General features: G+C 44.2%; 17 protein-coding genes (1 of these 17 cut by a window edge). 13 read left to right on the top strand and 4 right to left on the bottom strand.

The genetic code is table 11. The annotated features are described in order from the left end of the window. Positions 1 to 261: 261 nt before the first annotated feature. Positions 262 to 2,100: a sigma 54-interacting transcriptional regulator gene (locus tag B2575_RS00885; protein WP_250163893.1), complete on the bottom strand. Its 1,839-nt coding sequence runs from the start codon at positions 2,098 to 2,100 to the stop codon at positions 262 to 264. 83 nt (positions 2,101 to 2,183) lie between these two features. Next, positions 2,184 to 3,593 (bottom strand): two-component system sensor histidine kinase NtrB, encoded by a 1,410-nt coding sequence (locus B2575_RS00890; RefSeq protein ID WP_201559879.1) that lies wholly within the window; start codon positions 3,591 to 3,593, stop codon positions 2,184 to 2,186. A 135-nt stretch (positions 3,594 to 3,728) separates the two neighbouring features. On the opposite strand from B2575_RS00890, the gene rimO reads away from it, so the two are divergent. From rimO to B2575_RS00950, 12 genes are all read left to right on the top strand, one after another. Beyond that, entirely contained in the window at positions 3,729 to 5,333 is a 1,605-nt protein-coding gene (gene rimO / locus B2575_RS00895) for a 30S ribosomal protein S12 methylthiotransferase RimO (protein WP_201559878.1), read from the top strand. Positions 5,334 to 5,561: 228 nt separating this feature from the next. After that, the gene (pyrH, locus tag B2575_RS00900; protein ID WP_045444979.1) at positions 5,562 to 6,287 is read left to right on the top strand and encodes a UMP kinase; all 726 of its coding nucleotides are present in this window, start codon (positions 5,562 to 5,564) and stop codon (positions 6,285 to 6,287) included. A 153-nt stretch (positions 6,288 to 6,440) separates the two neighbouring features. Then, positions 6,441 to 6,995: a ribosome recycling factor gene (frr, locus tag B2575_RS00905; RefSeq protein WP_045451790.1), complete on the top strand. Its 555-nt coding sequence runs from the start codon at positions 6,441 to 6,443 to the stop codon at positions 6,993 to 6,995. Between the two features lie 317 nt (positions 6,996 to 7,312). Continuing rightward, positions 7,313 to 8,071, top strand: a complete 759-nt coding sequence (gene uppS / locus B2575_RS00910; RefSeq protein WP_201559877.1) for a polyprenyl diphosphate synthase — start codon at positions 7,313 to 7,315, stop codon at positions 8,069 to 8,071. A gap of 201 nt (positions 8,072 to 8,272) precedes the next feature. Beyond that, positions 8,273 to 9,082, top strand: a complete 810-nt coding sequence (locus tag B2575_RS00915) for a phosphatidate cytidylyltransferase (RefSeq protein WP_201559876.1) — start codon at positions 8,273 to 8,275, stop codon at positions 9,080 to 9,082. 153 nt (positions 9,083 to 9,235) lie between these two features. Then, positions 9,236 to 10,444: a 1-deoxy-D-xylulose-5-phosphate reductoisomerase gene (ispC, locus tag B2575_RS00920; protein ID WP_296239790.1), complete on the top strand. Its 1,209-nt coding sequence runs from the start codon at positions 9,236 to 9,238 to the stop codon at positions 10,442 to 10,444. A gap of 85 nt (positions 10,445 to 10,529) precedes the next feature. Next, positions 10,530 to 11,906, top strand: coding sequence for an RIP metalloprotease RseP (gene rseP, locus B2575_RS00925; protein ID WP_296239791.1), 1,377 nt, complete (start codon positions 10,530 to 10,532; stop codon positions 11,904 to 11,906). A 262-nt stretch (positions 11,907 to 12,168) separates the two neighbouring features. Next, the gene (gene bamA, locus B2575_RS00930) at positions 12,169 to 14,592 is read left to right on the top strand and encodes an outer membrane protein assembly factor BamA (protein ID WP_193216919.1); all 2,424 of its coding nucleotides are present in this window, start codon (positions 12,169 to 12,171) and stop codon (positions 14,590 to 14,592) included. A 146-nt stretch (positions 14,593 to 14,738) separates the two neighbouring features. Further along, the gene (gene lpxD, locus B2575_RS00935) at positions 14,739 to 15,755 is read left to right on the top strand and encodes a UDP-3-O-(3-hydroxymyristoyl)glucosamine N-acyltransferase (RefSeq protein WP_201559872.1); all 1,017 of its coding nucleotides are present in this window, start codon (positions 14,739 to 14,741) and stop codon (positions 15,753 to 15,755) included. Positions 15,756 to 15,827: 72 nt separating this feature from the next. Further along, the gene (fabZ, locus tag B2575_RS00940; protein WP_045444990.1) at positions 15,828 to 16,337 is read left to right on the top strand and encodes a 3-hydroxyacyl-ACP dehydratase FabZ; all 510 of its coding nucleotides are present in this window, start codon (positions 15,828 to 15,830) and stop codon (positions 16,335 to 16,337) included. A 202-nt stretch (positions 16,338 to 16,539) separates the two neighbouring features. Continuing rightward, entirely contained in the window at positions 16,540 to 17,319 is a 780-nt protein-coding gene (gene lpxA / locus B2575_RS00945; RefSeq protein ID WP_060490688.1) for an acyl-ACP--UDP-N-acetylglucosamine O-acyltransferase, read from the top strand. Positions 17,320 to 17,629: 310 nt separating this feature from the next. Further along, positions 17,630 to 18,982 (top strand): sodium-dependent transporter, encoded by a 1,353-nt coding sequence (locus B2575_RS00950; protein WP_201559871.1) that lies wholly within the window; start codon positions 17,630 to 17,632, stop codon positions 18,980 to 18,982. Positions 18,983 to 19,078: 96 nt separating this feature from the next. On the opposite strand, the gene tgt is transcribed toward B2575_RS00950, so the two are convergent. Then, positions 19,079 to 20,230: a tRNA guanosine(34) transglycosylase Tgt gene (gene tgt, locus B2575_RS00955; RefSeq protein WP_201559870.1), complete on the bottom strand. Its 1,152-nt coding sequence runs from the start codon at positions 20,228 to 20,230 to the stop codon at positions 19,079 to 19,081. Between the two features lie 236 nt (positions 20,231 to 20,466). On the opposite strand from tgt, the gene B2575_RS00960 reads away from it, so the two are divergent. Then, the gene (locus B2575_RS00960; RefSeq protein ID WP_201559869.1) at positions 20,467 to 21,117 is read left to right on the top strand and encodes an SOUL family heme-binding protein; all 651 of its coding nucleotides are present in this window, start codon (positions 20,467 to 20,469) and stop codon (positions 21,115 to 21,117) included. 164 nt (positions 21,118 to 21,281) lie between these two features. On the opposite strand, the gene asd is transcribed toward B2575_RS00960, so the two are convergent. Then, positions 21,282 to 22,128: the 3' portion of an aspartate-semialdehyde dehydrogenase gene (gene asd / locus B2575_RS00965; RefSeq protein ID WP_296239792.1), read on the bottom strand. 284 nt of this gene lie beyond the right edge of the window; the window shows 847 of its 1,131 coding nt (coding positions 285-1,131); the start codon falls outside the window, past its right edge; the stop codon is at positions 21,282 to 21,284.

The following is a 22,128-nucleotide window of genomic DNA, read 5'->3' on the forward strand; positions in this document are numbered from 1 at the left end:
CGCCAGAACCTAAATCTGGTGCGTCTACCAATTCCGCCACAGCCCCATTTTCCGTTACTCTATCATTATTAGCGTTTAAACTCAAACACAATATAGACAGTTAACTGATTCGGTAGTGCGTCTCAGTGGTTGGCTATTATATAGAGTTTGAAACGTTTGGCAACCCCTATTTGCAATTATTTTTAAATATTTATCATTTATTTTCACTTATTTTTATAAGCTATTGATATGAATGGTATTCATGTTTATGAGTTTGCGCCTTTAATAACGATTATTTTGCCCTTCTGCTGAAGAAATATCTAATTGCTGTAATTTACGTGTCAGGGTATTGCGCCCCCAACCGAGTAAATTAGCAGCAGCGATCTTTTTGCCACCACTATGGTTGAGCGCTGCCGTCAATAAAACGCGTTCAAACTCAGGGGTTGCCGTCTGCAAGATATCGGTTTCTCCTGTTTGTAGAGATTGCTCAGCCCAAGCAGCCAATGCTTGTTGCCAACTTGAACTGTGGGAATGAGGGCGTATTTGCTCATTGTGAGTCATAGCTTGTGTAGGCTGACTTTGCTCTTGATACGCTTCTAAATCAGACGAGATATTTTCAAGCAGCTCTGGTGGCAAATCATCCACCATCACGGTGTCGCCTGTGGCCATCACCGTCAACCAAAGGCAGACATTCTCAAGTTGGCGGACATTGCCACGCCACTCAAAAGCCTGCATGATGTGTAGCGCTGTCGGATGCAGCTGTTTCTCTGCACTGTTCATCTGTTCAGCAGCCCGCTGCATAAAGTAATGGGCTAATGCTGGAATGTCTTCAGGTCGTGTCCGTAATGGCGGCAACGGCAAGCGAATTACATTGAGGCGATAAAACAGATCTTCACGGAATTTGCCTTGTTTGACCAGTTCTTCTAAGTTTTGATGAGTAGCGGCAATGATGCGTACATTCACTTTGACCGGCTGCTGTCCACCGACGCGAAAAAACTCACCATTGGCCAGTACTCGTAGCAGCCGAGTTTGGGTGCTATAAGGCATATCGCCAATTTCATCTAGAAATAATGTCCCACCATCCGCTTGCTCAAAACGCCCTTGTCGCGTCGTCGTCGCACCAGTAAACGCCCCTTTTTCGTGACCGAATAATTCAGATTCAATCAAATCATGTGGAATGGCGGCCATATTTAGGGCAATAAAAGGTTGCTGGTGACGCGGTGAATGCTGGTGCAACGCACTGGCGACCAATTCTTTACCCGTACCTGATTCACCAGTAATCAGGACAGTAATGGGTGAGTGTGCCAGTCTGCCAATGGCACGAAACACCGTCTGCATCGCTTGAGATTGTCCAATGATGCCACTTGGATTGTCATTGGCGCTGATGGCAGGTTTAACTTTGATTTTAGGGCTGGATGTTTTATTGGTTTTGCTGACCAGAGTAGCCTTGCTAGCAAGCTTGGGTCTGGTATCAGGTTTTACCTGCATATTGGGTAAAGTACTTGATGAATTTTTGGTAACGGTCTTCGGAGTAGGTTCAGGAGTAGAGTTTGCTGCCGCCGCTGCCAGCATATTGGGCTGATAATTAATGGCTTTATAAATCGTGACGACTGCATCATCTAAGTCAAAAGGTTTTGGCAGATATTCAAAAGCACCTGTTTGATAGCTATTAATAGCAGAGGTGAGGTCAGAATGCGCCGTCATAATGACAATAGGCAGCTTAGGGAAATGCTCATGTACCCAGTCACTAAAAGACAACCCGTCCATCATGGGCATACGAATATCAGTCAATATCACATCGGGCAACTGAGCGGCTGATTCCTGCTGTTGCAAAATATCGTTGAGGCGTGTCCACGCCGCTTGCGCTTGGGTAAAGCTGATAACCGTCAATCCTGCGTCTTCAAAAGTATCTGCCAACACCAAACGCAGGGCTGCATCGTCATCGATGAGCCATAACGTTGCAGGGTTAGTATTAGGTGCATTATTGACCGTTACTTTTGTAGCTTGGTTATCAGGTTCTCGTTTATCAGACTCTCGGTTACTAGACTCTTGATTGTCTGATGTTTGGGCAGAGCCTTGATTGTCGCTGTTAGATGTGGCGTGGTCATTATATGCAGTCATTTATCAGGCCTAATAAGCAAGTGATTCAGGGTGATTGTTTCATAGGTTAGGTCATGGTTTCTAAGCCTTGGGTACTGGCTATTTTAAGCATGGTGCGCTGGCTGATTGAAAGGCAAGTACAGCGTAAAACTGGTGTGTTGGTGGTTGTAGTCATTTTTGACACTGTCGTTAAGGTTTTTTGATTGTTGGGAGCTCACGTCAATCATACCATGGTGATGACTGATGATATCTTGCACGATAGACAATCCTAGCCCCGTCCCTGCGGCACGGCTGGTCACCATTGGGAAAAATATCTGTCCGATCAATGCTGGATCAATGCCTGAACCGTTATCGGTAATGTTGATTTGTAGCACTTGCTTGTGCTGTTGCCCAGCAATGGTATGTTGAAAGGCAATGCGGGTTTGAATGTGCAGTGTTGGCTTATAACTGGTGCTGTCCTTATTACTCGTTTGTGAAGTGACAGGTTGTTGCACCTTAGTAGGCTCGGACAACTCTCTTTGCTGCAGCGTTTGCTCAAACTCAGTCATCGATTCACAGGCATTATTAATCAGATTTAAAAACACTTGTATCAGCTGATCTTTATCAGCGCATAACTCAGGCAATGACAAGTCATAATCGCGCTGTAGCGTCACTTGCGGATATTGATTGACGACCAAAGATAAAACATGCTCCAGTGGCTCATGGATATTTAGCGTTTGCCAATTTGGTAATTGATTGGAGCCAAGGAATTTCCCAATAAGATGGGTTAGACGGTCCGTTTCTGAGATGATGATATCAGTATAATTGCGCAGTTTTTCAGCCGTTTTTTGCAGATGGCTATTCGGGTTTACCATAGGGTTTGTGCCAAGAATAGCAGGAGGAGCACTATTAAGAGGCGAGGCGTCACTGAATTTGATGAATTGCCGCTGTAATAATTGCGCCGCCCCGCGAATACCGGCAAGCGGATTTTTGATTTCATGAGCGACCGAGCGCAGCATATGACGGGCAACATTATATTGTTGCTGCTGGCGTTGTTCCTCTGATATGCGACTTTGGCGATCCTTGCCCCACATCTCAATAATAAAATAAGGTTGCTGCTCATAAATGACAGGGGTCACGCTATAATCGACTGAGAATGATAAATTACCATTTAGCGGTGTGCTGATAAGGTGATCATGATCGATAAAGGGTTGTTGATACTGCTTTGCTTGCTGAAATCGTTCTTTTAAAGAGCAAGTTTGTTCATGGATATCTTCACCACTACTTTTATCGACAGTTATATGGTTATCACTGTCATGATTGCTATCGGCTGATTTCAATGCTTTGGATGCAAGCAGTGTCAATATAGACTGACCCAGTAAGCGTCCACTACTAATAGCAAGTAGTTGTTCGGCTTGGGCATTTAGCCAAGTGATCGATAAATCATCATTGATCCATAAAATAGCGGTGAACAAATGCTGTGACATGAATGCTAAGTCAGGTGTCGGTTTTACGGTTGTCAAATGGGTTGTCATGGCTATTGCCTAGAATAAAAGAAGACGCGATATAATATTTAACCATAAATCAACACTATAGAGCGGCAAAACTGGCGATTTTTGCAAAAAAAACGTACAATGCGCACAGCCAATTTATCTCTAGCAAGGTCAGCCATGCCCAACACTTCTACCGAGTCGGTTAATACGACTGTTACTACCTCACCGTCAACTTCTACGCCAACAGATTCTATGTTAAAAGACACTGTCACCGTTTTTAATCCTGCCAAACCAAATATAGCACAAGACAATCAGGCAGATGTTAGTCAAGCAAATACTAACCAACCTTACCATCATAGAGCCAATCACAATCAAAACCGTAGCATTGAGCAAAGTAGTGATGTAACGACTGCCAATGCGACTGCTACGATGCCAGTTAGTGCAGCGCCAAAGATTGGATTTGTGTCGCTTGGTTGTCCAAAAGCCTTGGTCGATAGTGAGCGCATTATCACTGAGCTTAGCCGTGATGGTTATCAAGTGGCGAGTGATTACGAAGGTGCAGATCTAGTTGTCGTGAATACTTGCGGTTTTATTGAGTCAGCAGTACAAGAGTCGCTTGATGCCATCGGCGAAGCGATTAGCAAAAACGGTAAAGTCATCGTCACAGGTTGCTTGGGTAAAGAAGCAGATAAAATCCGTGAAATGCATCCCGCTGTATTGGCAGTAACTGGCGCTCATGCTTATGATGAGGTCATTAGAGCCGTTTCGCTGCATGTGCCCAAGCCTGACCGCAGTCAGGACGCTGGTTATGATCCAAAGATAGATTTGATTAATGAGGCGGGTATCAAATTGACCCCAAGCCATTATGCTTATCTAAAAATATCAGAAGGTTGCAACCATCGTTGTACTTTCTGCATTATTCCAAGCTTACGTGGCGATTTGGATTCACGTCCGATTGATAGCGTCATGAATGAAGCACTGGCGCTGAAAAATGCTGGCGTGAAAGAATTGCTTATTATTTCGCAAGATACCTCTGCTTATGGACTGGATTTGAAATATAAGACCAGTTTTTGGAATGGCATGCCGCTGAAGTCGAAGTTTTATGACTTGTGCCAAGCCTTAAATGACTTAGGCATTTGGGTGCGCTTGCATTATGTCTATCCATATCCGCATGTCGATAAAGTGGTTGAGCTAATGGGCGAGAAGAAGCTACTGCCTTATCTCGACATTCCGTTTCAACATGCCAGCCATCGCATCCTAAAAGCGATGAAACGCCCAGCGCATAGCGAAAACACCTTGGCGCGTATCCATGCATGGCGTGAGATTTGCCCTGATATCGTCATTCGCTCAACCTTTGTGGTGGGCTTCCCTGGCGAGACAGAAGAAGATTTCCAATGCTTGCTTGATTGGTTAGTAGAAGCTCGCCTTGATCGCGTTGGTGCGTTTACTTACTCAGAAGTCGAAGGCGCAGTGGCTAATGACCTGCCAAATCATGTGCCAGAAGAGATTAAGCAAGAACGCTATGAGCGTTTGATGACGCTGCAACAAGACATCTCAGCGCAAAAGCTACAAGAGAAAGTCGGTAAAACCTTGATGGTATTGGTCGATGAAATCGATAGTGAAGAGGGTGTTGCAATTTGTCGTAGCTATGCTGACGCACCAGAGATTGACGGTCATGTCTACGTTGATGAGATTACCGCTCAAGTTAAAGTCGGACAATTCCTAACGGTTACGATTGACGACGCTAGCGAATATGATTTGTTTGCCAGTTACAAAGGCTAAGCAGTCACTGTAGCTGATTAGTCACTGTAATAGACGCATGAAAATTGCCCAATTGCGGGCAGTTTTTGCTACAATTAGCGCAATTTAGCCTTTTTACACGTTTGTCATCAGTTGCGGTGCTTCCTATATAGTACCTCGGTGATGACACTTCGAGTAAATTCGAAGGCAAACTCTATTTGTGTTTTACCGCTCATTTTAATTATAATTTAATGCTAACAAGGTGACCTCATGTCTGACAAAAACCCGCGTTACTCTCGTATCTTGCTGAAACTCTCTGGTGAAGCCTTAGCTGGTGGCAAAGAGATGGGAATTGATAGCGAAGTGCTCGATAAGATGAGCTTGTCTATCGCCCATTTGCGTGGTCTTGGTGTTCAAGTCGGTATCGTGGTCGGCGGCGGTAACTTATATCGCGGCGCGCAGTTGCAACAAGAAGGCTTAGTCGGCCGTGTGACTGGTGATCAAATGGGTATGTTAGCAACCGTTATGAATGGTCTGGCGATGCGTGATGCGCTTGAGCGCCGCAATATTAAAACCCGCCTGATGTCAGCCTTGCCAATTGGTGAAGTGACCGAAAGCTATAGCAGCCGCAATGCCATTCGCTATCTCAAAAATGGCGAAGTATGTATCTTTGTTGCTGGTACAGGCAATCCTTTCTTTACCACTGATACGGCAGCTTGCTTACGTGGTATCGAGATCGAAGCGGGCTTGATTCTAAAAGCCACCAAAGTTGATGGCGTTTATGACAAAGACCCAAGCTTACATGATGATGCAGTTAAATATGATGGTTTAACGTTTGATGAAGTATTAGAGCAAAAACTTGGCGTGATGGATTTAACTGCCATTGCCTTATGCCGTGAGCACAACGTGCCGCTACAAGTGTTTGATATGACCAAGCCTAATGCGTTATTAAACGTCATCATGGGCGAAAATGAAGGCACACGCGTTTATCACTGATTTGCCTGAACGCTCTAAATATTAATACGAGAATACCAGTTATTAAAATTAGATTGGTCGCTAATAACTACAGTCGCTAATAATTAGTAGTGGACACCCGTATATTTACTAACAAATGAATGATTTATCGACAGCGATAAATAAGGATATCTAATGATCAAAGAGATTAAGCAAGACGGCGAAGCGCGCATGCAAAAAACACTGGAAGCGCTTGAGAGCACTTTTAGCAAAGTCCGTACAGGGCGCGCACATCCGGGTATGTTGTCAGGCGTGATGGTTAGCTACTACGGGTCGCCTACACCTTTGAATCAAGTGGCGAGTGTCAACGTTGAAGACTCACGTACGCTCATGGTTCAGCCGTTTGACCGTACCATGGTACAAGCAATTGACAAGGCCATTCGCGAAGCAGATTTGGGTCTCAACCCAGTGACCGCCGATGTGATTCGTGTGCCAATGCCTGCATTGACAGAAGAAACACGCCGCGACATGCAAAAGCTTGCGCGTGGAGAAGCAGAAAGTAGCCGTGTTTCTATCCGTAATATTCGCCGTGACATGATGAATGACATCAAAGAATTGGCCAAAGAAAAAGAGATCTCAGAAGACGACGAGCGCCGTGCCAGTGACGATATCCAAAAAATCACTGACAAGTATATCGAAACCATCGATAAACGTTTGAGCAAAAAAGAAACTGACTTGATGGACGTGTAAAGCACTGGTTTTTTGATCATGTAAGACAAAAAATCCGTTACATCATATCCTTATAATAAGCAGCCAATCTGTCAGTACTATTGGCTGCTTATTATTGTGTAGACGGTACCGATAATAGCGCCAATGTTATATCAATCGGATACGGCAATAGGCTTTCTCAGATTTGTAAACTGTATTTTATAAGCGCTATCTTGCAAACTAAATCACGCCCATAGATGGGTTTATGATAAGTTTGTGAATTATGGTTATGCCGCTTTCTAATCGTTATCGCAGCCGTTATTATTATTATTTTACCTTAACAATAAGCACTTTCGCCTATGTCCACTTCAGCCGTTTTGGCTCCTGATCTTCTTCCACGCCATATCGCTATCATCATGGATGGCAATAATCGTTATGGTAAAGCCAATGATTTGGGCAAAGGCCAAGGGCATGTGGCTGGCAAAGATGCACTCGATCCTATCGTCGAGTATTGCGTTAATACGGGTATCGAAGTATTAACGGTATTTGCATTTTCTAGTGAGAATTGGCAACGCCCGCCCAGTGAGGTGGCACTACTCATGCAACTGTTAGCCTCGACCATTCATGAGCAAATACCACGCATGAATGAGTATCGTATTCGTCTGCGTTTTATTGGTGACCGCAGTCAGCTGAGTGATGATTTGCAAGCATTAATGGCGGACGCTGAAGCAAAAACAGCAGGCTTTAAAGCCATGACTCTAGTCATCGCTATCAGTTATGGTGGGCAATGGGATATTGCTCATGCAGCAAAACAGCTGGCGCAGCAAGTAGAGGCTGGTCAGTTACGTGCTGATGATATTAATAAAGAATTGCTCGGTAACTATGTGCAATTAGCAGATGCACCAGCAGTAGATATGCTGATACGCACAGGCGGTGAATACCGAATTTCTAACTTTTTATTGTGGCAGTCAGCCTATGCTGAGCTATTCTTTACCCAGACATTATGGCCGAATTTTGCAGCCGATGAGTTGGCAGCAATGGTAACAGAGTTCGCTCAGCGGCAGCGCCGTTTTGGCAAAACCAGTGAGCAGATAGTGATAGAGCAAGCAAGTCGTTAATGGTGTTAAGCATTTGCCTGTTATTTTGTAAAGGAAAAAGCTCTTACAAAGCCGCTATCGTATATGTAGTTAATATTGCTTGGTTGTGAAATAATAAACCGCGTCAATAAGCGTCAACTGCTATTAGTGGGCTATTGTAGATTAGCTGCTATAATGCACGTTTTGACCATGCGTTTTTCATTATTATAAGGCTCAATAAGTATGTGGCAACGAATTAAGACGGCAGTTGTTCTCGTTATTATCGTTGGTATTGCAATGTTTGCGAGCCAAACCCCTATTTTATTTGCACCGCTGTTAGCGATTGGCGTTATTATTGCCGCTCATGAATGGACTAAGCTGATGCCTAAGTGGCGTCATCCTGCGCTGTTTGTGCTATTGGTTTTGGTGCTGACCCTAGTATCACTCATGTTTAAAGTCACATGGCTGTTTTGGTGGGTGGCTTCACTGGCTATATGGTTAATGGCACTGTCTTGGGTGCGAGTGTTCCCGACTCATACCAATTGGTATGGTAAAAAACTGGCATTGATGGGTGCGGTGATATTGACCGCATCGATTACGGCAATGTTTTATTTGTGGCAACTGTCAGCATGGTGGTTGCTCTATGTGTTCCTTTTGGTCTGGTGCGCAGATAGTGGCGCTTATTTTGTGGGGCGTAAGCTCGGTCGCCGCAAAATGGCACCGAACGTCTCACCCAATAAAAGTATGGAAGGGCTGGCTGGTGGCTTGGTCACTGGTCTGCTCGTGGTCATTGCCATCAGTGTATTTAAGTTGCAATTGACGGGCGCTGCGCTCATTGCCTTTGTGTCATTGTCGGCAATAACAATTTTAGCCTCGGTACTTGGCGATTTATTTGAGTCGATGCTTAAGCGCCGCGCTGATGTCAAAGATTCAGGAACGATTTTACCGGGGCATGGCGGCGTGCTTGACCGTATCGACTCACTGCTATCTGCTACACCGATATTTGCGCTTGGTTTTTGGGCGATACAGCAGTTAGGTTTGATAGTGGTTTAGGACTGAAAAAATAATTCATAGACGATGATACGCCCTAATTATAGTAGTTAAGATGAGTGACTAGTCAATACATTGGATATCGTCCATCTCTTATTTATCAGACGTTTTATCGATTTCTTATTTAATTTTTTAGAGTATCATTTACAGGCACCGATGGTTATGACGCAACGCATCGCCGTACTAGGCGCGACAGGTTCGATTGGCGATAGCACGTTAGCAATATTAGCGGCGCAACCACAGCTTTACACGGTCTACGCTCTGTCAGGCTATCACCGTTTAGACAAGCTGTTCGCACTTTGTCAGCAGTTTTTGCCAAAGCGCGTGAGCGTACCGACCGCCGTAGTCGATGATTTTGCCCAGCGACTCCGTGCGGCAGGTCTTGACATCGATGTGGTAGGCGGCGAAGCAGGGCTGGTCGACATTGCCACTGATTCGCAGACGGATACCGTTGTCGCTGCGATCGTAGGCGCAGCTGGTCTGCCTTCTACTTTAGCTGCTGCTCGTGCAGGTAAGCGTATTTTACTGGCGAATAAAGAAGCGCTGGTGATGGCAGGGCAAGTGATGATTAATGCGGTCAAAATGCATAACGCTACTTTGCTGCCGCTTGACTCTGAGCACAATGCTATTTTTCAGTGTTTACCACTGGCTATTCAGCAGGACAATACCCAAATTCATCAGCCAAACCACGGCGTGCGCAAGTTATGGTTAACAGCCTCTGGTGGACCGTTTTTGCAAAAATCGTTTGCGCAGATGCAGCAAGCGAGCGTCGCTGAAGCGGTCAAACATCCAAATTGGTCAATGGGTCAAAAGATATCCGTTGATTCAGCAACGATGATGAATAAAGGGCTTGAGTTGATTGAAGCCTGTCATTTGTTTGATTTGCCTGAAAATAAGATAAATGTGGTGATTCATCCACAAAGTATCATTCACTCAATGGTAGAATATAGCGACGGTAGCTTTTTGGCGCAGCTGGGCAGTCCAGATATGAAAACGCCCATTGCCCATGCGCTCAGTTACCCTGATCGTATCGATAGTGGCTCGCAGCCGTTAGACTTGTTTGCACTTAGTAGTTTGGAATTTATTGAGCCTGACTTGCAAAAATTTGCGTGTTTGCGTTTGGCTCGTGAGGCCATGCAAACAGGGACACAAGCGACGATTGTCTTAAATGCAGCGAATGAAATTGCCGTGGCGGCGTTTTTGGCTGAAAAAATTCGCCTGACTGACATTGCTGATATCAACGAGCAGGCTTTGAATGACATACAGCTGCCACCGTTAAAAGAAACGGCTGACATAGAAGATATACTAGCAATTGATAAAATAGCACGTCACCTTACAGAAAAACTTGTGGCAAAGTTGATGTAACTGTATCAACAACTGTCTCGTTAAAAAACGATGTTAATAAAAGATGCTAAGAAAGAATGCTGAGCAACCATACTGAGAAAAGATCATGACGTTTTTATTAACGCTCCTTGCGGCAATATTTGTCTTAGGTCCGCTTATTGCCTTACATGAGTGGGGACACTATATCGTCGCTCGTCTTTGCGGCGTTAAAGTCTTGACCTATTCTATCGGGTTTGGTCCCAAACTCTTTGGCTGGACGAGCAAAAAAAGCGGTATTGATTATCGCATTTCCGCTTTGCCACTTGGTGGTTATGTCAAAATGCTCGATGAGCGCGAAGGTGATGTAGCAAAAGCTGAGCAACATTTAGCATTTAATCGTCAGCATCCACTAAAAAAGATTGCGATTGTTGCCGCTGGTCCTATCATGAACTTTATCATTGCTATTGCGCTGTTTTGGGTGTTATTTATGACACCATCAGAGCAGCTGGCGACGAAGATTGGGCAGGTATTACCTGATACGCCTGCCGCTATGGCACAGTTGCCAGTTGGCGACAAAATCGTTGCGATTGATGGGCATCAGGTACAAACGTGGGAAGGCATCAACTATCGGCTTGCTGGGCGGATGGGCGAGACGGACAATGTCAGTATTACTTTGCAATCAGAGACACAAGCTGATAATGCGATCAAAACTTATCAAGCGCCCGTAACTCAGTTTATGCAAGGCAGCGCGCAAGGTAAAGATGCGTTGACCAGCTTTGGCATGCTGCCATGGCAACCAGATATTGCACCGATAGTAGGTGATTTGACCCCTGATGGTGCCGCCAGTCGCCAAGGACTAAAAGTAGGCGATCGTATTGTTGCTATCAATGATCAACCAATTAAAGATTGGCTCAGTGCTACTCGTATCATCCGCGACAGTCCTGAAACTTTGCTTAACTTCACAGTATTGCGTGATGGTAAATCCGTACAGCTTCAGATTATGCCGCAAGGCAAAAAAGACAATTTGGGTAACGATTATGGGCAAATTGGTGCTATGGTGGCACAGTCCGAAATTATTATTCCTGACGCTTACAAGACCACCGTAGTCTATGGTCCCGGTGAGTCACTGGTGAAATCATTTGAGAAAACTGAACAGCTCGCAGTGATGACTGTCAGCTCAATGGGAAAAATGCTATCAGGCATGATTGGTTTGGACAATTTGTCAGGTCCGATTACCATCGCCAAGGTGGCCAAACAGAGTTTTGATATCAGTTGGCAGATGGTATTATCGACGGCGGCTTTGATTAGTTTGAGCCTTGCTGTACTCAATCTTTTGCCCATTCCTGTGTTGGATGGCGGTCATATTGTGTATTATCTTATTGAATTGATTCGTGGTAAGCCACTCTCGGAAGGGGTGCAAATGATTGGACTAAATATCGGTTTACTCTTGCTGGCAGGTTTCATGGTGTTAGCAATTGGTAATGATATCAGTCGGCTGTTTTGACCAGCGAATCGCTAATATGATCGATAAGGCACGAGATACTAATGGTTTTACGCCTATTATGGGATGATTATGATCATGATAGGTAGCATGCTTTGTATCATGGCCTCTGTACTAATCGTAATTTTTAGTTTATTTTGTGATGCATTTTATATAAAGTGTTCTGAGTCTGCTGCGTATGCGCTTAAATTTCATGCGAAATGCGCTAGACAATATGGGCTTTTTAACTTAACTTAAGCAAGTTTTTTATTGACGGATAGTGTTTATGCGTACGCCTTTATTTATGAGCGCGGCAGGGTTGCCGTTAGTTGTAGCGATGATGAGTATGCCAGTACAGGCTGCAGAATTTGTAGTCACTGACATCGGTTTCAATGGTTTGCAACGTTTAACCCCCGATAGCCTCTATCCGGTTCTACCTATTTCGGTAGGGGATACGGTAAATGACAGTAGTTTAGCAGCCAGTATTAAGGCGCTTTATGCGACCGAAAATTTTGCTGATATTCAAAGCCGTATCGAAGGTGGACAGCTACGGTTTGATGTCGTTGAGCGCCCAACGATTGCTGAAGTCAATTTTGAGGGCAATAAGCTCATTCCAAAAGAAGGGCTAGAGCAAGGTCTAGACAATGCTGGTCTGTCTGCCGGTAATGTGCTGAAACAAGCCACGCTACAAGGCGTCGCCAATGAGCTACAGCAGCAATATATCAGCCAAGGCTATTACAACAGCAATATTGAGGTTGATCAAACGTTACTTGATGGCAATCGCGTCAAGCTCGACGTGCGTTTTGTCGAAGGCAAACCTGCCAAAGTGGTCGATATTAATATCATTGGCAATAAACATTTTAGTGATGAAGAAATCAAAGACGTTTTTGCGGTAAAAGAGTCTTCGTGGACACGTCTGCTGTCAAAGTCTGATCGTTATGCCAAAGAAAAGCTGGCTGCCAGTTTAGAGAATCTAAAAGCGCTTTATCAAAATGATGGTTATGTGCGTTTTGCAGTAGATAATGCGGTGCTCAATATCAGTGAAGATAAGAGCAGCGTGTTTATCGAAGTGAGTCTAAGCGAAGGCGAACAATATCAGTTTGGCGAAGTGAATTTCTTAGGTAAGCCGACTTTTGAGAATAATGAACTAACGGAGTTGGTGACTTTTGCACCCAATGAAAAATACTCGCAAGCCAAGCTCGATGAAACCACCGCGGCACTTAAGAGTCGTTACGGTAATGAAGGCTATTATTTGGCGCAGGTGAGACCAGTACCACGTATCAATGACGAGACCAAAGTAGTGGATATCGATTATTTCATCGACCCTGCACGTCCTATTTACGTTCGTCGTATTAACTTTACTGGTAACATCAAAACTCAAGACGAAGTACTGCGCCGAGAAATGCGTCAATTAGAAGGCGCATTGGCAACGAGTGACAAAATCCAGTTATCACGCACACGTCTGATGCGTACTGGCTTCTTTAAAGCCGTTAACGTTGATGTAAAACCAGTACCGAACCAACCAGACCAAGTAGATATCAATTATACGGTTGAAGAGCAGCCTTCTGGTAGCTCAACGATTGCCGCGGGTTACTCACAAAGCGGCGGTGTGACTTTCCAGTTAGATCTAACACAAAACAACTTTATGGGCACAGGTAACCGTGTGAAAGCGGCACTATCACGCTCAGAAACCCGTGATTCTTATAGTTTGGGCTATACCGATCCGTACTTTACCGAAAACGGCGTCTCACAAGGTCTTAGTGCCTATTATCGTGAAACGAAATACGATGATAGAAACGTCAGTAACTATGTCACCGATTCTTATGGTGCTACGCTGAACTATAGTTATCCTGTTGATGAAACCAAACGCGTTAGTGCGGGTTTGAACGTTGATAACACTTCAGTACGTGGTGGTCGCTTCTTAGGTGTATCAAACGTTCAGCAAATTATTGATGATGGCGGTACGTTTGAGAACTTTGTCAATGATGAAAATGAGGCTTCTGGACGCACGGGCTTCAAAAATGATTACAATACTTATAACCTACTATTCGGCTGGGACTATAGCACCTTAGATCGTCCAGTATTCCCGACCAAAGGTATGAGCCATACGGTCGATGCCACCATTGGCTTGGGTGATACCAACTATCAAAAACTTGTTTATAGCGGCAACATCTATTATCCCTTCTACAAAGATTGGGTAGCACGCGGTTATACTAAGCTTGGCTATGGTAATGATTTGCCATTTTATGAAAACTTTTATGCTGGAGGTTATGGCTCTGTACGTGGTTATGAGGCCTCAACTCTTGGGCCAAAATCACAAACGTATTATGATGCCATAAATGATGATGTGCGTTACAAAGACGAAGACATCGGTGGTAATGCGTTAGTCAGCTTCGGTAGTGAGCTAATTTTGCCAATGCCGTTTAAGGGCGATTGGGCAGATCAAGTGCGTCCAGTATTGTTTGCTGAAGGTGGTCAAGTATTTGATACGACTGATAAGGAAGATCGCACTTTTATCAATCCTAATGACGGTACTGATACGGGCGTACCACTGTTGACGCAAGACAATAGCATGCGCTTTAGTGCGGGTGCAGGTATAACCTGGTATACGCCAATTGGTCCAATTTCATTGAGTTATGCTGTACCTATTGGTGATAAAGAAGGCGATGAAACTGAAAAAGTTCAGTTCCAGATTGGTAATACGTTTTAACGTAGCATGATTGTTTGCGTTCATGTCGTTAACCATAGCAGTTACTTACATGAACGCAGCATCTGTTAGATATTAGTAGATCGCCAAGGTGATTGTTCAGCTTGGCGATTGTCTTATTCATAACAATATTTATATTAATAGTCACTATGATAACGATTGAGCAACTTATCACTCGGATTGAGCAGCGTCAGCCCATCACCAATAAGGCTGAAATCAGCGCTGAACAGCTACGTCAAAAATTCAGCAGTATTGGTAGTTTGACCACGGCTGGTCATAATCAGTTAAGCTTTTTGGCCGATCCTCATTATATTTCTAGTCTGGCTATCAGCGAGGCAGGGGCTGTATTGGTTACTGCAGAATATCGCAATCAAGTGCCCGCCACAGCGATAGCGTTAGTCGTCGCAAGCCCATACTTAGCTTATGCTGGTGCTAGTCAGTTGTTTGCTCGTGAGTCACTGTCTGGTGGTATTCATCCTAGCGCTGTGATTGCTGATAGTGCGGTCATTGGTGAGCAGGTGAATATCGGACCTTTTTGTGTGATAGCCGATTATGTGCAAATTGGTGCGCGTAGCTCACTTGCGGCGCATGTGGTGATCGAAGAAAATACGACTATTGGTACTGATGGCGTTATCAAATCACAAGTGGTGATCGGGCATGATTGTGTCATTGGTGATCATGTGAGGTTACACGCGGGTGTCAGTGTGGGTGCAGAAGGTTTTGGTTTTGCACCAACCAAAGATCCTAGTAACACTGGTTGGGAGCGTATTGCTCAATTAGGACGGGTCGTAATTGGCAATCATGTGCGAATTGGTAGTCAAACTTGCATTGACCGAGGTGCCATTGATGATACGGTCATTGGCAATCACGTTATTATTGATAATTTGGTACAAGTTGCTCATAACGTGCGTATCGGCGATGGCACGGCCATCGCGGCTCAAACGGGTATCGCGGGCAGCACTAGTATCGGCAAGCGCTGTATTATTGGCGGTGCGGTCGGTATCACAGGTCATATTGAGATTACAGATGATGTCACTTTATCTGGGATGACCATGGTAACCAAATCTATCAAAACCGCTGGTTCATACTCCTCTGGAACGGCTGCTATGCCGACCGCTAACTGGCGACGGGCAGCTGTACGCTTCCGTCAGCTTGGGCGTGATTAGCGAAAATATCAATGCATATATACAAACACAGTAAAATCATAGCGATTTGAAACATAGCAAGGAAGCACCATTATGAGCAGCACCGATATCGATATTTTGAATGATAAAGAAATGAAAAGCTTAGCTGAGCAAGGTCTTACGCTGCCATTAACTTATCATACGTTAAAGCATTATTTGCCACACCGTTATCCTTTTCTTTTAGTAGATAAGATTATTGATTGCACACCTGGTGAGTGCATTACGGGTATTAAGAATGTGACTATCAATGAAGAGTTTTTCAATGGTCATTTTCCTGATGAGCCGATTATGCCAGGGGTACTTATGGTTGAGTGCATGGCTCAGGTCTCAGGCGTGCTCGGATTTATCAGTGCCGGTCTGACCGCAGAAGATGGTTATTTATATCTGTTTGCAGGTGTTGATAAAGTCCGTTTTAAACGTCGAGTGATTCCTGGTGATCAGCTGACTATTCGTGCTAAAACAGTGATGCAGAAGCGCGGTATTTATAAATTTGACTGTACTGTACATGTTGACGATGAGTTAGCTGCCAGTGCGCAAATAATGATTGCTCGCCAAGAACAATAACGTTTACTAATAGCCATTGTGCCTCGTAGCTGACCTAATTCTTTAAACAAAGCGTCTAAAGAATTAGGTCAAAGCGGGTCATAAGCATTATAATTGACACTCGCATTTAACAGCAGAGCCATGCTTAGGTTTTCTCATAAAACTAAATTGGCTGTATTTGTTTTACCATTTACTCGCATCAGATCATACAAAGGCCCACATTATGAGTCAGATCCATCCAACAGCACTCATCTCACCGTCCGCCCAAATTGATGAGACTGCTATCATTGGTCCGTATTGTATCGTCGGTGATGAGGTCACTATTGGCGCTCACACGGTTCTGCATCGCCATGTAGTTGTTACCAAATTGACTCGTATTGGTCAACACAATGAGTTTTATCAATTTGCGAGCATTGGCGAAGATCCTCAGGATTTAAAGTATGCTGGTGAGCGTACTTGGCTTGAGATTGGCGATCATAATACCATTCGAGAAGCCTGTAGTTTACACCGTGGTACTGCACAAGATAGTGAGCTCACTAAAATAGGCAGCCATAATCTACTGATGGTGAACACTCATGTGGCTCATGATTGTGTGATTGGCGATCATAATGTATTGGCCAACAATGTTGGCGTTGCAGGGCATGTGACTATTGGTAATCACACGATCATTGGCGGTAATTCAGGTATTCATCAGTTTTGTACGGTTGATGACTATAGCTTGATTGGGGGCGCAAGTCTGATTCTAAAAGATGTAGCCGCCTTTACCATGGTATCTGGTAATCCAGCAACGACTCATGGTCTCAATGTGGAAGGTATGCGTCGTAAAGGATGGTCAAAAGAGACAATTGAGGTATTGCGTCAAGCTTATCGTATGATTTTTAGATCTGGTCTGACGACCGTGCAAGCGCTTGAGGTTTTGAATAATGAGTTGCTACCAAAAGAGCCAAAAATCCAGTTGCTCATTGATTCACTACAAAAAAGCCGCCGTGGTGTGGTGCGCTAGAACGGCGATTGGCTTTTGCTGAAAATCATATATAGTATGCATTCAGTAATCAGCCAAACTCTTGTCAGTTATAGATAAAATTACCAGAAGCCATAACCAATTGTTATGGCTTTTTATGTTTATGAGCGCTTGACTTTTTTGGTGGCTTAGCAGAAACTGAGCCTTTACGATATTGTAAACAATTCTTTCTTAATGTTGCTGGACGCCTCACATTGAGGTGTTTATTGAATAGCCTGATATTTCTCATGGCTATTTATGATAATCAAGGAAGATTATCAGTGATGTTAATTGAAGCACGAGGACGGAAAAAATGGCTATTAATAAACAAGAACATGCACAGTGGAGCTCAAGTTTTGGCTTCGTATTGGCAGCGGTTGGTTCAGCAGTTGGTTTGGGAAACATATGGAAGTTTCCCTATATGGTCGGTGAAAGCGGTGGTTCAGCTTTCGTTATCGCTTATTTATTCTGTATCGCGCTGGTAGGTTTTCCGATTCTAGTCGCTGAATGGCTGATTGGTCGCCGTGGGCAAAAGAACCCAGTCAACACTTTTGCGGATGTTGCAGCAAGTGAAGGTAAATCGCGCAGTTGGGGCATCATCGGTGCGTCAGGTATTTTAGGTGGTTTCTTAATTCTATCGTTTTATAGTGTGATTGGCGGCTGGGCACTCAACTATATTACTAAAGCAGGTACAGGCAGTTTTATTGGTCAAGACAGTGATTCTATTGCTGCGACCTTTGATGCTATGTTGGCTTCAGCAGGTACGTTGACGATTTGGCATACCGTGTTTATGGCTATTACTGCTTTGATTGTCGGTATTGGTGTGACCAAAGGTATCGAAACCACAGCTAAAGTCTTAATGCCACTACTCGGCGTGATTTTGTTCGTCATCGTTGGTTACAACGTAATAAACGGTGGTTTTGGCGAAGCAGTGGCTTATCTATTCACACCAGATCTTAGCAAGTTGACTGGCGATGTGATGCTTGCAGCATTGGGTCATGCCTTCTTCACCCTATCTATTGGTATGGGTATTATGATTGCTTATGGCTCATATTTGGGTCGTGAAGTGAACTTACTAAAAACCGCCCGTACCGTTGTGATTTTAGATACGGTTATTGCTTTGGCTGCTGGTCTAGCAATCTTCCCAATCATCTTTAGCAATGGTCTAGACCCTGCTTCAGGTCCTGGTCTTATCTTTGTCAGCTTACCGATCGCTTTTGGTAGCATGGGTGCAGGGACGATCATTGGTACGTTGTTCTTCTTACTTATTACTTTTGCTGCTATTACCTCATCAATCTCATTGCTTGAGCCAACCGTTGAGTTTTTAGAAGAACGTACACCGATGAGTCGTACGGTATCAACCATCGTTGCCAGTACAGTGATTTGGCTATTAGGCGTTGCGGCATTACTATCATTTAACCTATGGTCTGACTTCACTATCATGGGGAACGGTATCTTTGATGCATTGGATAAAATTACCAGTAAATTCCTTCTCCCGCTAACTGGTCTTGCTGCAATTATTTTCGTTGGTTGGCAAATGGATCAACGCAGTATTCAACAAGAGCTTGGTCTGTCTAATAGTGCATGGCAATTATGGCAAATCGTTGCTAAGTTTGTAGCACCGATTGCCGTGATCGTGGTATTTGTAACCTCGTTAATGGGCTAGTACTGATTAACTAGAAATAATAAAAGCAACACACTAAAAAGGGCTTAAGATAATTCTTAAGCCCTTTTTATAGCTATGACAATGGCAAAAGTATGATTAGCGTAGATTTAACTCAGGTACTGTTTGTCCACGTTTGTTATAAAATTCGCTGACAAACTCATCAAATTTGTCTTGTTCAATGGCATCACGAATACCTTGCATCAAACGCTGATAATAGCGCAAGTTATGGATAGTCGCTAATTGAGCACCCAGCATCTCTTTACACTTATTAAGATGGTAGAGATAAGCACGGCTAAAATTTTGGCAAGTATAGCAGTCGCACTCAGGATCTAGTGGACCTTCGTCATTGCGATATTGGCTGTTACGGATACGTACCACACCAGCATTGTCTGCATCGCCTGTGACGAAGTAGTGACCATTACGCGCGTTACGCGTCGGCATCACACAGTCGAACATATCGACACCGCGACGTACGCCTTCAACTAAATCCTCAGGCTTACCAACGCCCATCAGATAGCGTGGCTTATCTGCTGGCATATCATCAGGGAGGTAATCTAGGACATCTATCATTTCATCTTTTGGTTCACCAACTGACAGACCACCAATGGCATAACCATCAAAGCCGATATCGAGCAGGCCTTCAAGTGATTGCTGACGCAAATCAGGATACATACTGCCTTGAATAATGCCAAATAATGCGTTGGTGCTGCCCAGTCTGTTGTGCTCATCAGCACAGCGCTGTCCCCAACGTAAGGACAACTCTAACGATTTTTTTGCTTCGTCATGAGTTGCAGGATAGGGCGTACACTCATCAAATTGCATGACGATGTCTGAGTTCAAGCTGTACTGAATCTGCATCGATTTTTCTGGAGACAGAAAAACTTTCGCACCATCGATAGGAGACTTAAAGTCGACCCCTTCTTCGGTGATTTTACGCATGGCACCCAGACTGAATACTTGGAAGCCACCTGAATCGGTCAGGATAGGCTTATCCCAGTGCATGAACTTATGTAAGCCGCCAAACTTATCAATCACCTCGGTACCTGGACGTAACCATAGATGAAAGGTATTGCCCAAAATAATATCCGCACCAATGGCTTCAATATCACGTGGCAGCATGCCCTTGACTGTACCATAAGTGCCAACAGGCATAAACGCTGGCGTTTGTACGTCGCCATGATTGAGATGAACCGTACCACGGCGCGCACGCGTGTCACCGCTGGCCGTTTTATGTAAGACAAATTGCATATGATTATCGCTATTTACGCTATGAAAATGGTGATAATTATAGCATTGTTAGCAGTTTTTTTGGACATGGATGTTTATGAGGTATTGATATATCTGATAAATGTGTCTTTTGGTTAATAGTATTTTGTCATAACCAAAAGACACAGACAGTACTTATGAGTAGTTGGTAAAGTAGAAATCATAATGGCGAGACAGTAACCATTGCTAAGCGATGTTTTAACTGCTGGAGACATACTATGAAAAAGGTAACCTACTTATTATTAAGTGGTTCATTATTAACCTCAGGAGCAGCTATGGCGACCGAAGAGCCGAATTATACAGTGTTGTCGCAAATGGATGACTTTGAGCTGCGTCGTTACGATAAGCAGCTAGTGGCACAAACGTTGGTAAGTGGTGACCAAGACTCAGCGAGTCGCGAAGGGTTTAAAGTGTTAGCCGACTATATATTTGGCAATAATACAGCGCCAACTGGCGGCAGTAGTAAAATTAGCATGACTGCGCCCGTTACAATGCAGCCTAATAACAAAAAGAGTGATAGCGAATCACAGAAAATTGCGATGACAGCACCAGTAAGCATGCAGCAAGACGATGGTAAGTGGCGTGTACAATTTACTATGCCCAGTCAATATACGATGCAAACACTGCCAAAGCCTAATAATCCAAACATCACGATTACCGAGGTGCCAGCACAGACGTACGGTGTGATTAAGTTTTCAGGGTTGGCAGGCAGTAAAAAAGTAGCGACTAAAACGGAAGAGCTACAATCTTGGATGCAAACCCAAAATTTGACTATAACGGGCGAGCCTGAACTGGCGCGTTATAATCCGCCTTGGACACTGCCTTTTTTGCGCCGTAATGAAGTGATGATTGCTTACAAGACAAAGTAATACTAGCCTCAAAGTATAAGATGAGCGTTGTCACATTTGCTGAGCTTGTTATAAGTAGGACTTGCATTTGTTTGCCGTGCTATTCAAATTTTTGGAAGTGGTACGCCCATAAAAAAAGACAGCATTTGCTGTCTTTTTTGTACTGACTTTTTAAGAAAATAAACTTAGTCTTTTTGCTCACGGATGATATTCAGCATACGACGTAGCGGCTCGGCTGCGCCCCATAATAATTGATCACCAACGGTAAATGCGCCTAGATACTCAGGGCCCATATTGAGCTTACGCAAGCGACCTAGTGCAACTGTCAATGTACCAGTCACTGCCACTGGCGTTAAACGATTCATAGTCGCTTCTTTGTCGTCTTCGACCAAGTCCAGCCATTCATTGCCGCTGTTTTTAAGTGCTGCTTCGATTTCTTCTAGCGGAATGTCTTTTTTGAGCTTGATGGTAAGGCCTTGCGCATGACAGCGCATCGCGCCAACGCGCACACACATGCCGTCGATAGCAATCTTATCGGCTTCAGAATTACCAAGGATTTTATTGGTCTCGACACCGCCTTTCCATTCTTCTTTTGACTGTTTGTTTTCTAACTGAACATCGATATAGGGGATCAAGCTACCTGCTAGTGGCACACCAAAGTATCGCTTAGGAAAATCATCTGAGCGCTGAGTCTGAGCGATTTTTTTATCAATCTCAAGGATGGCGCTGGCAGGATCAGCCAACTCGTCTTTGACCGCATTGTGTAGCACGCCCATGCCAGCGATTAATTCGCGCATGTTGTTAGCACCAGAGCCACTAGCGGCCTGATAAGTCATGGCGCTGACCCATTCTACCCAGCCTTTATTAAACAGCTCACCAATCGCCATGAGCATCAATGACACGGTACAGTTACCACCGATAAAGTCTTTTTTGCCATTAGCTAGGGCGCTGTCAATAACGGCGCGATTGACTGGATCGAGAATGATGATGCTGTCATCTTCCATTCGCAAGGTGCTTGCCGCATCAATCCAG

Origin of the sequence: Psychrobacter sp. UBA6739 (assembly GCF_002453835.1) — a bacterium.
GTDB lineage: Bacteria > Pseudomonadota > Gammaproteobacteria > Pseudomonadales > Moraxellaceae > Psychrobacter > Psychrobacter immobilis_A.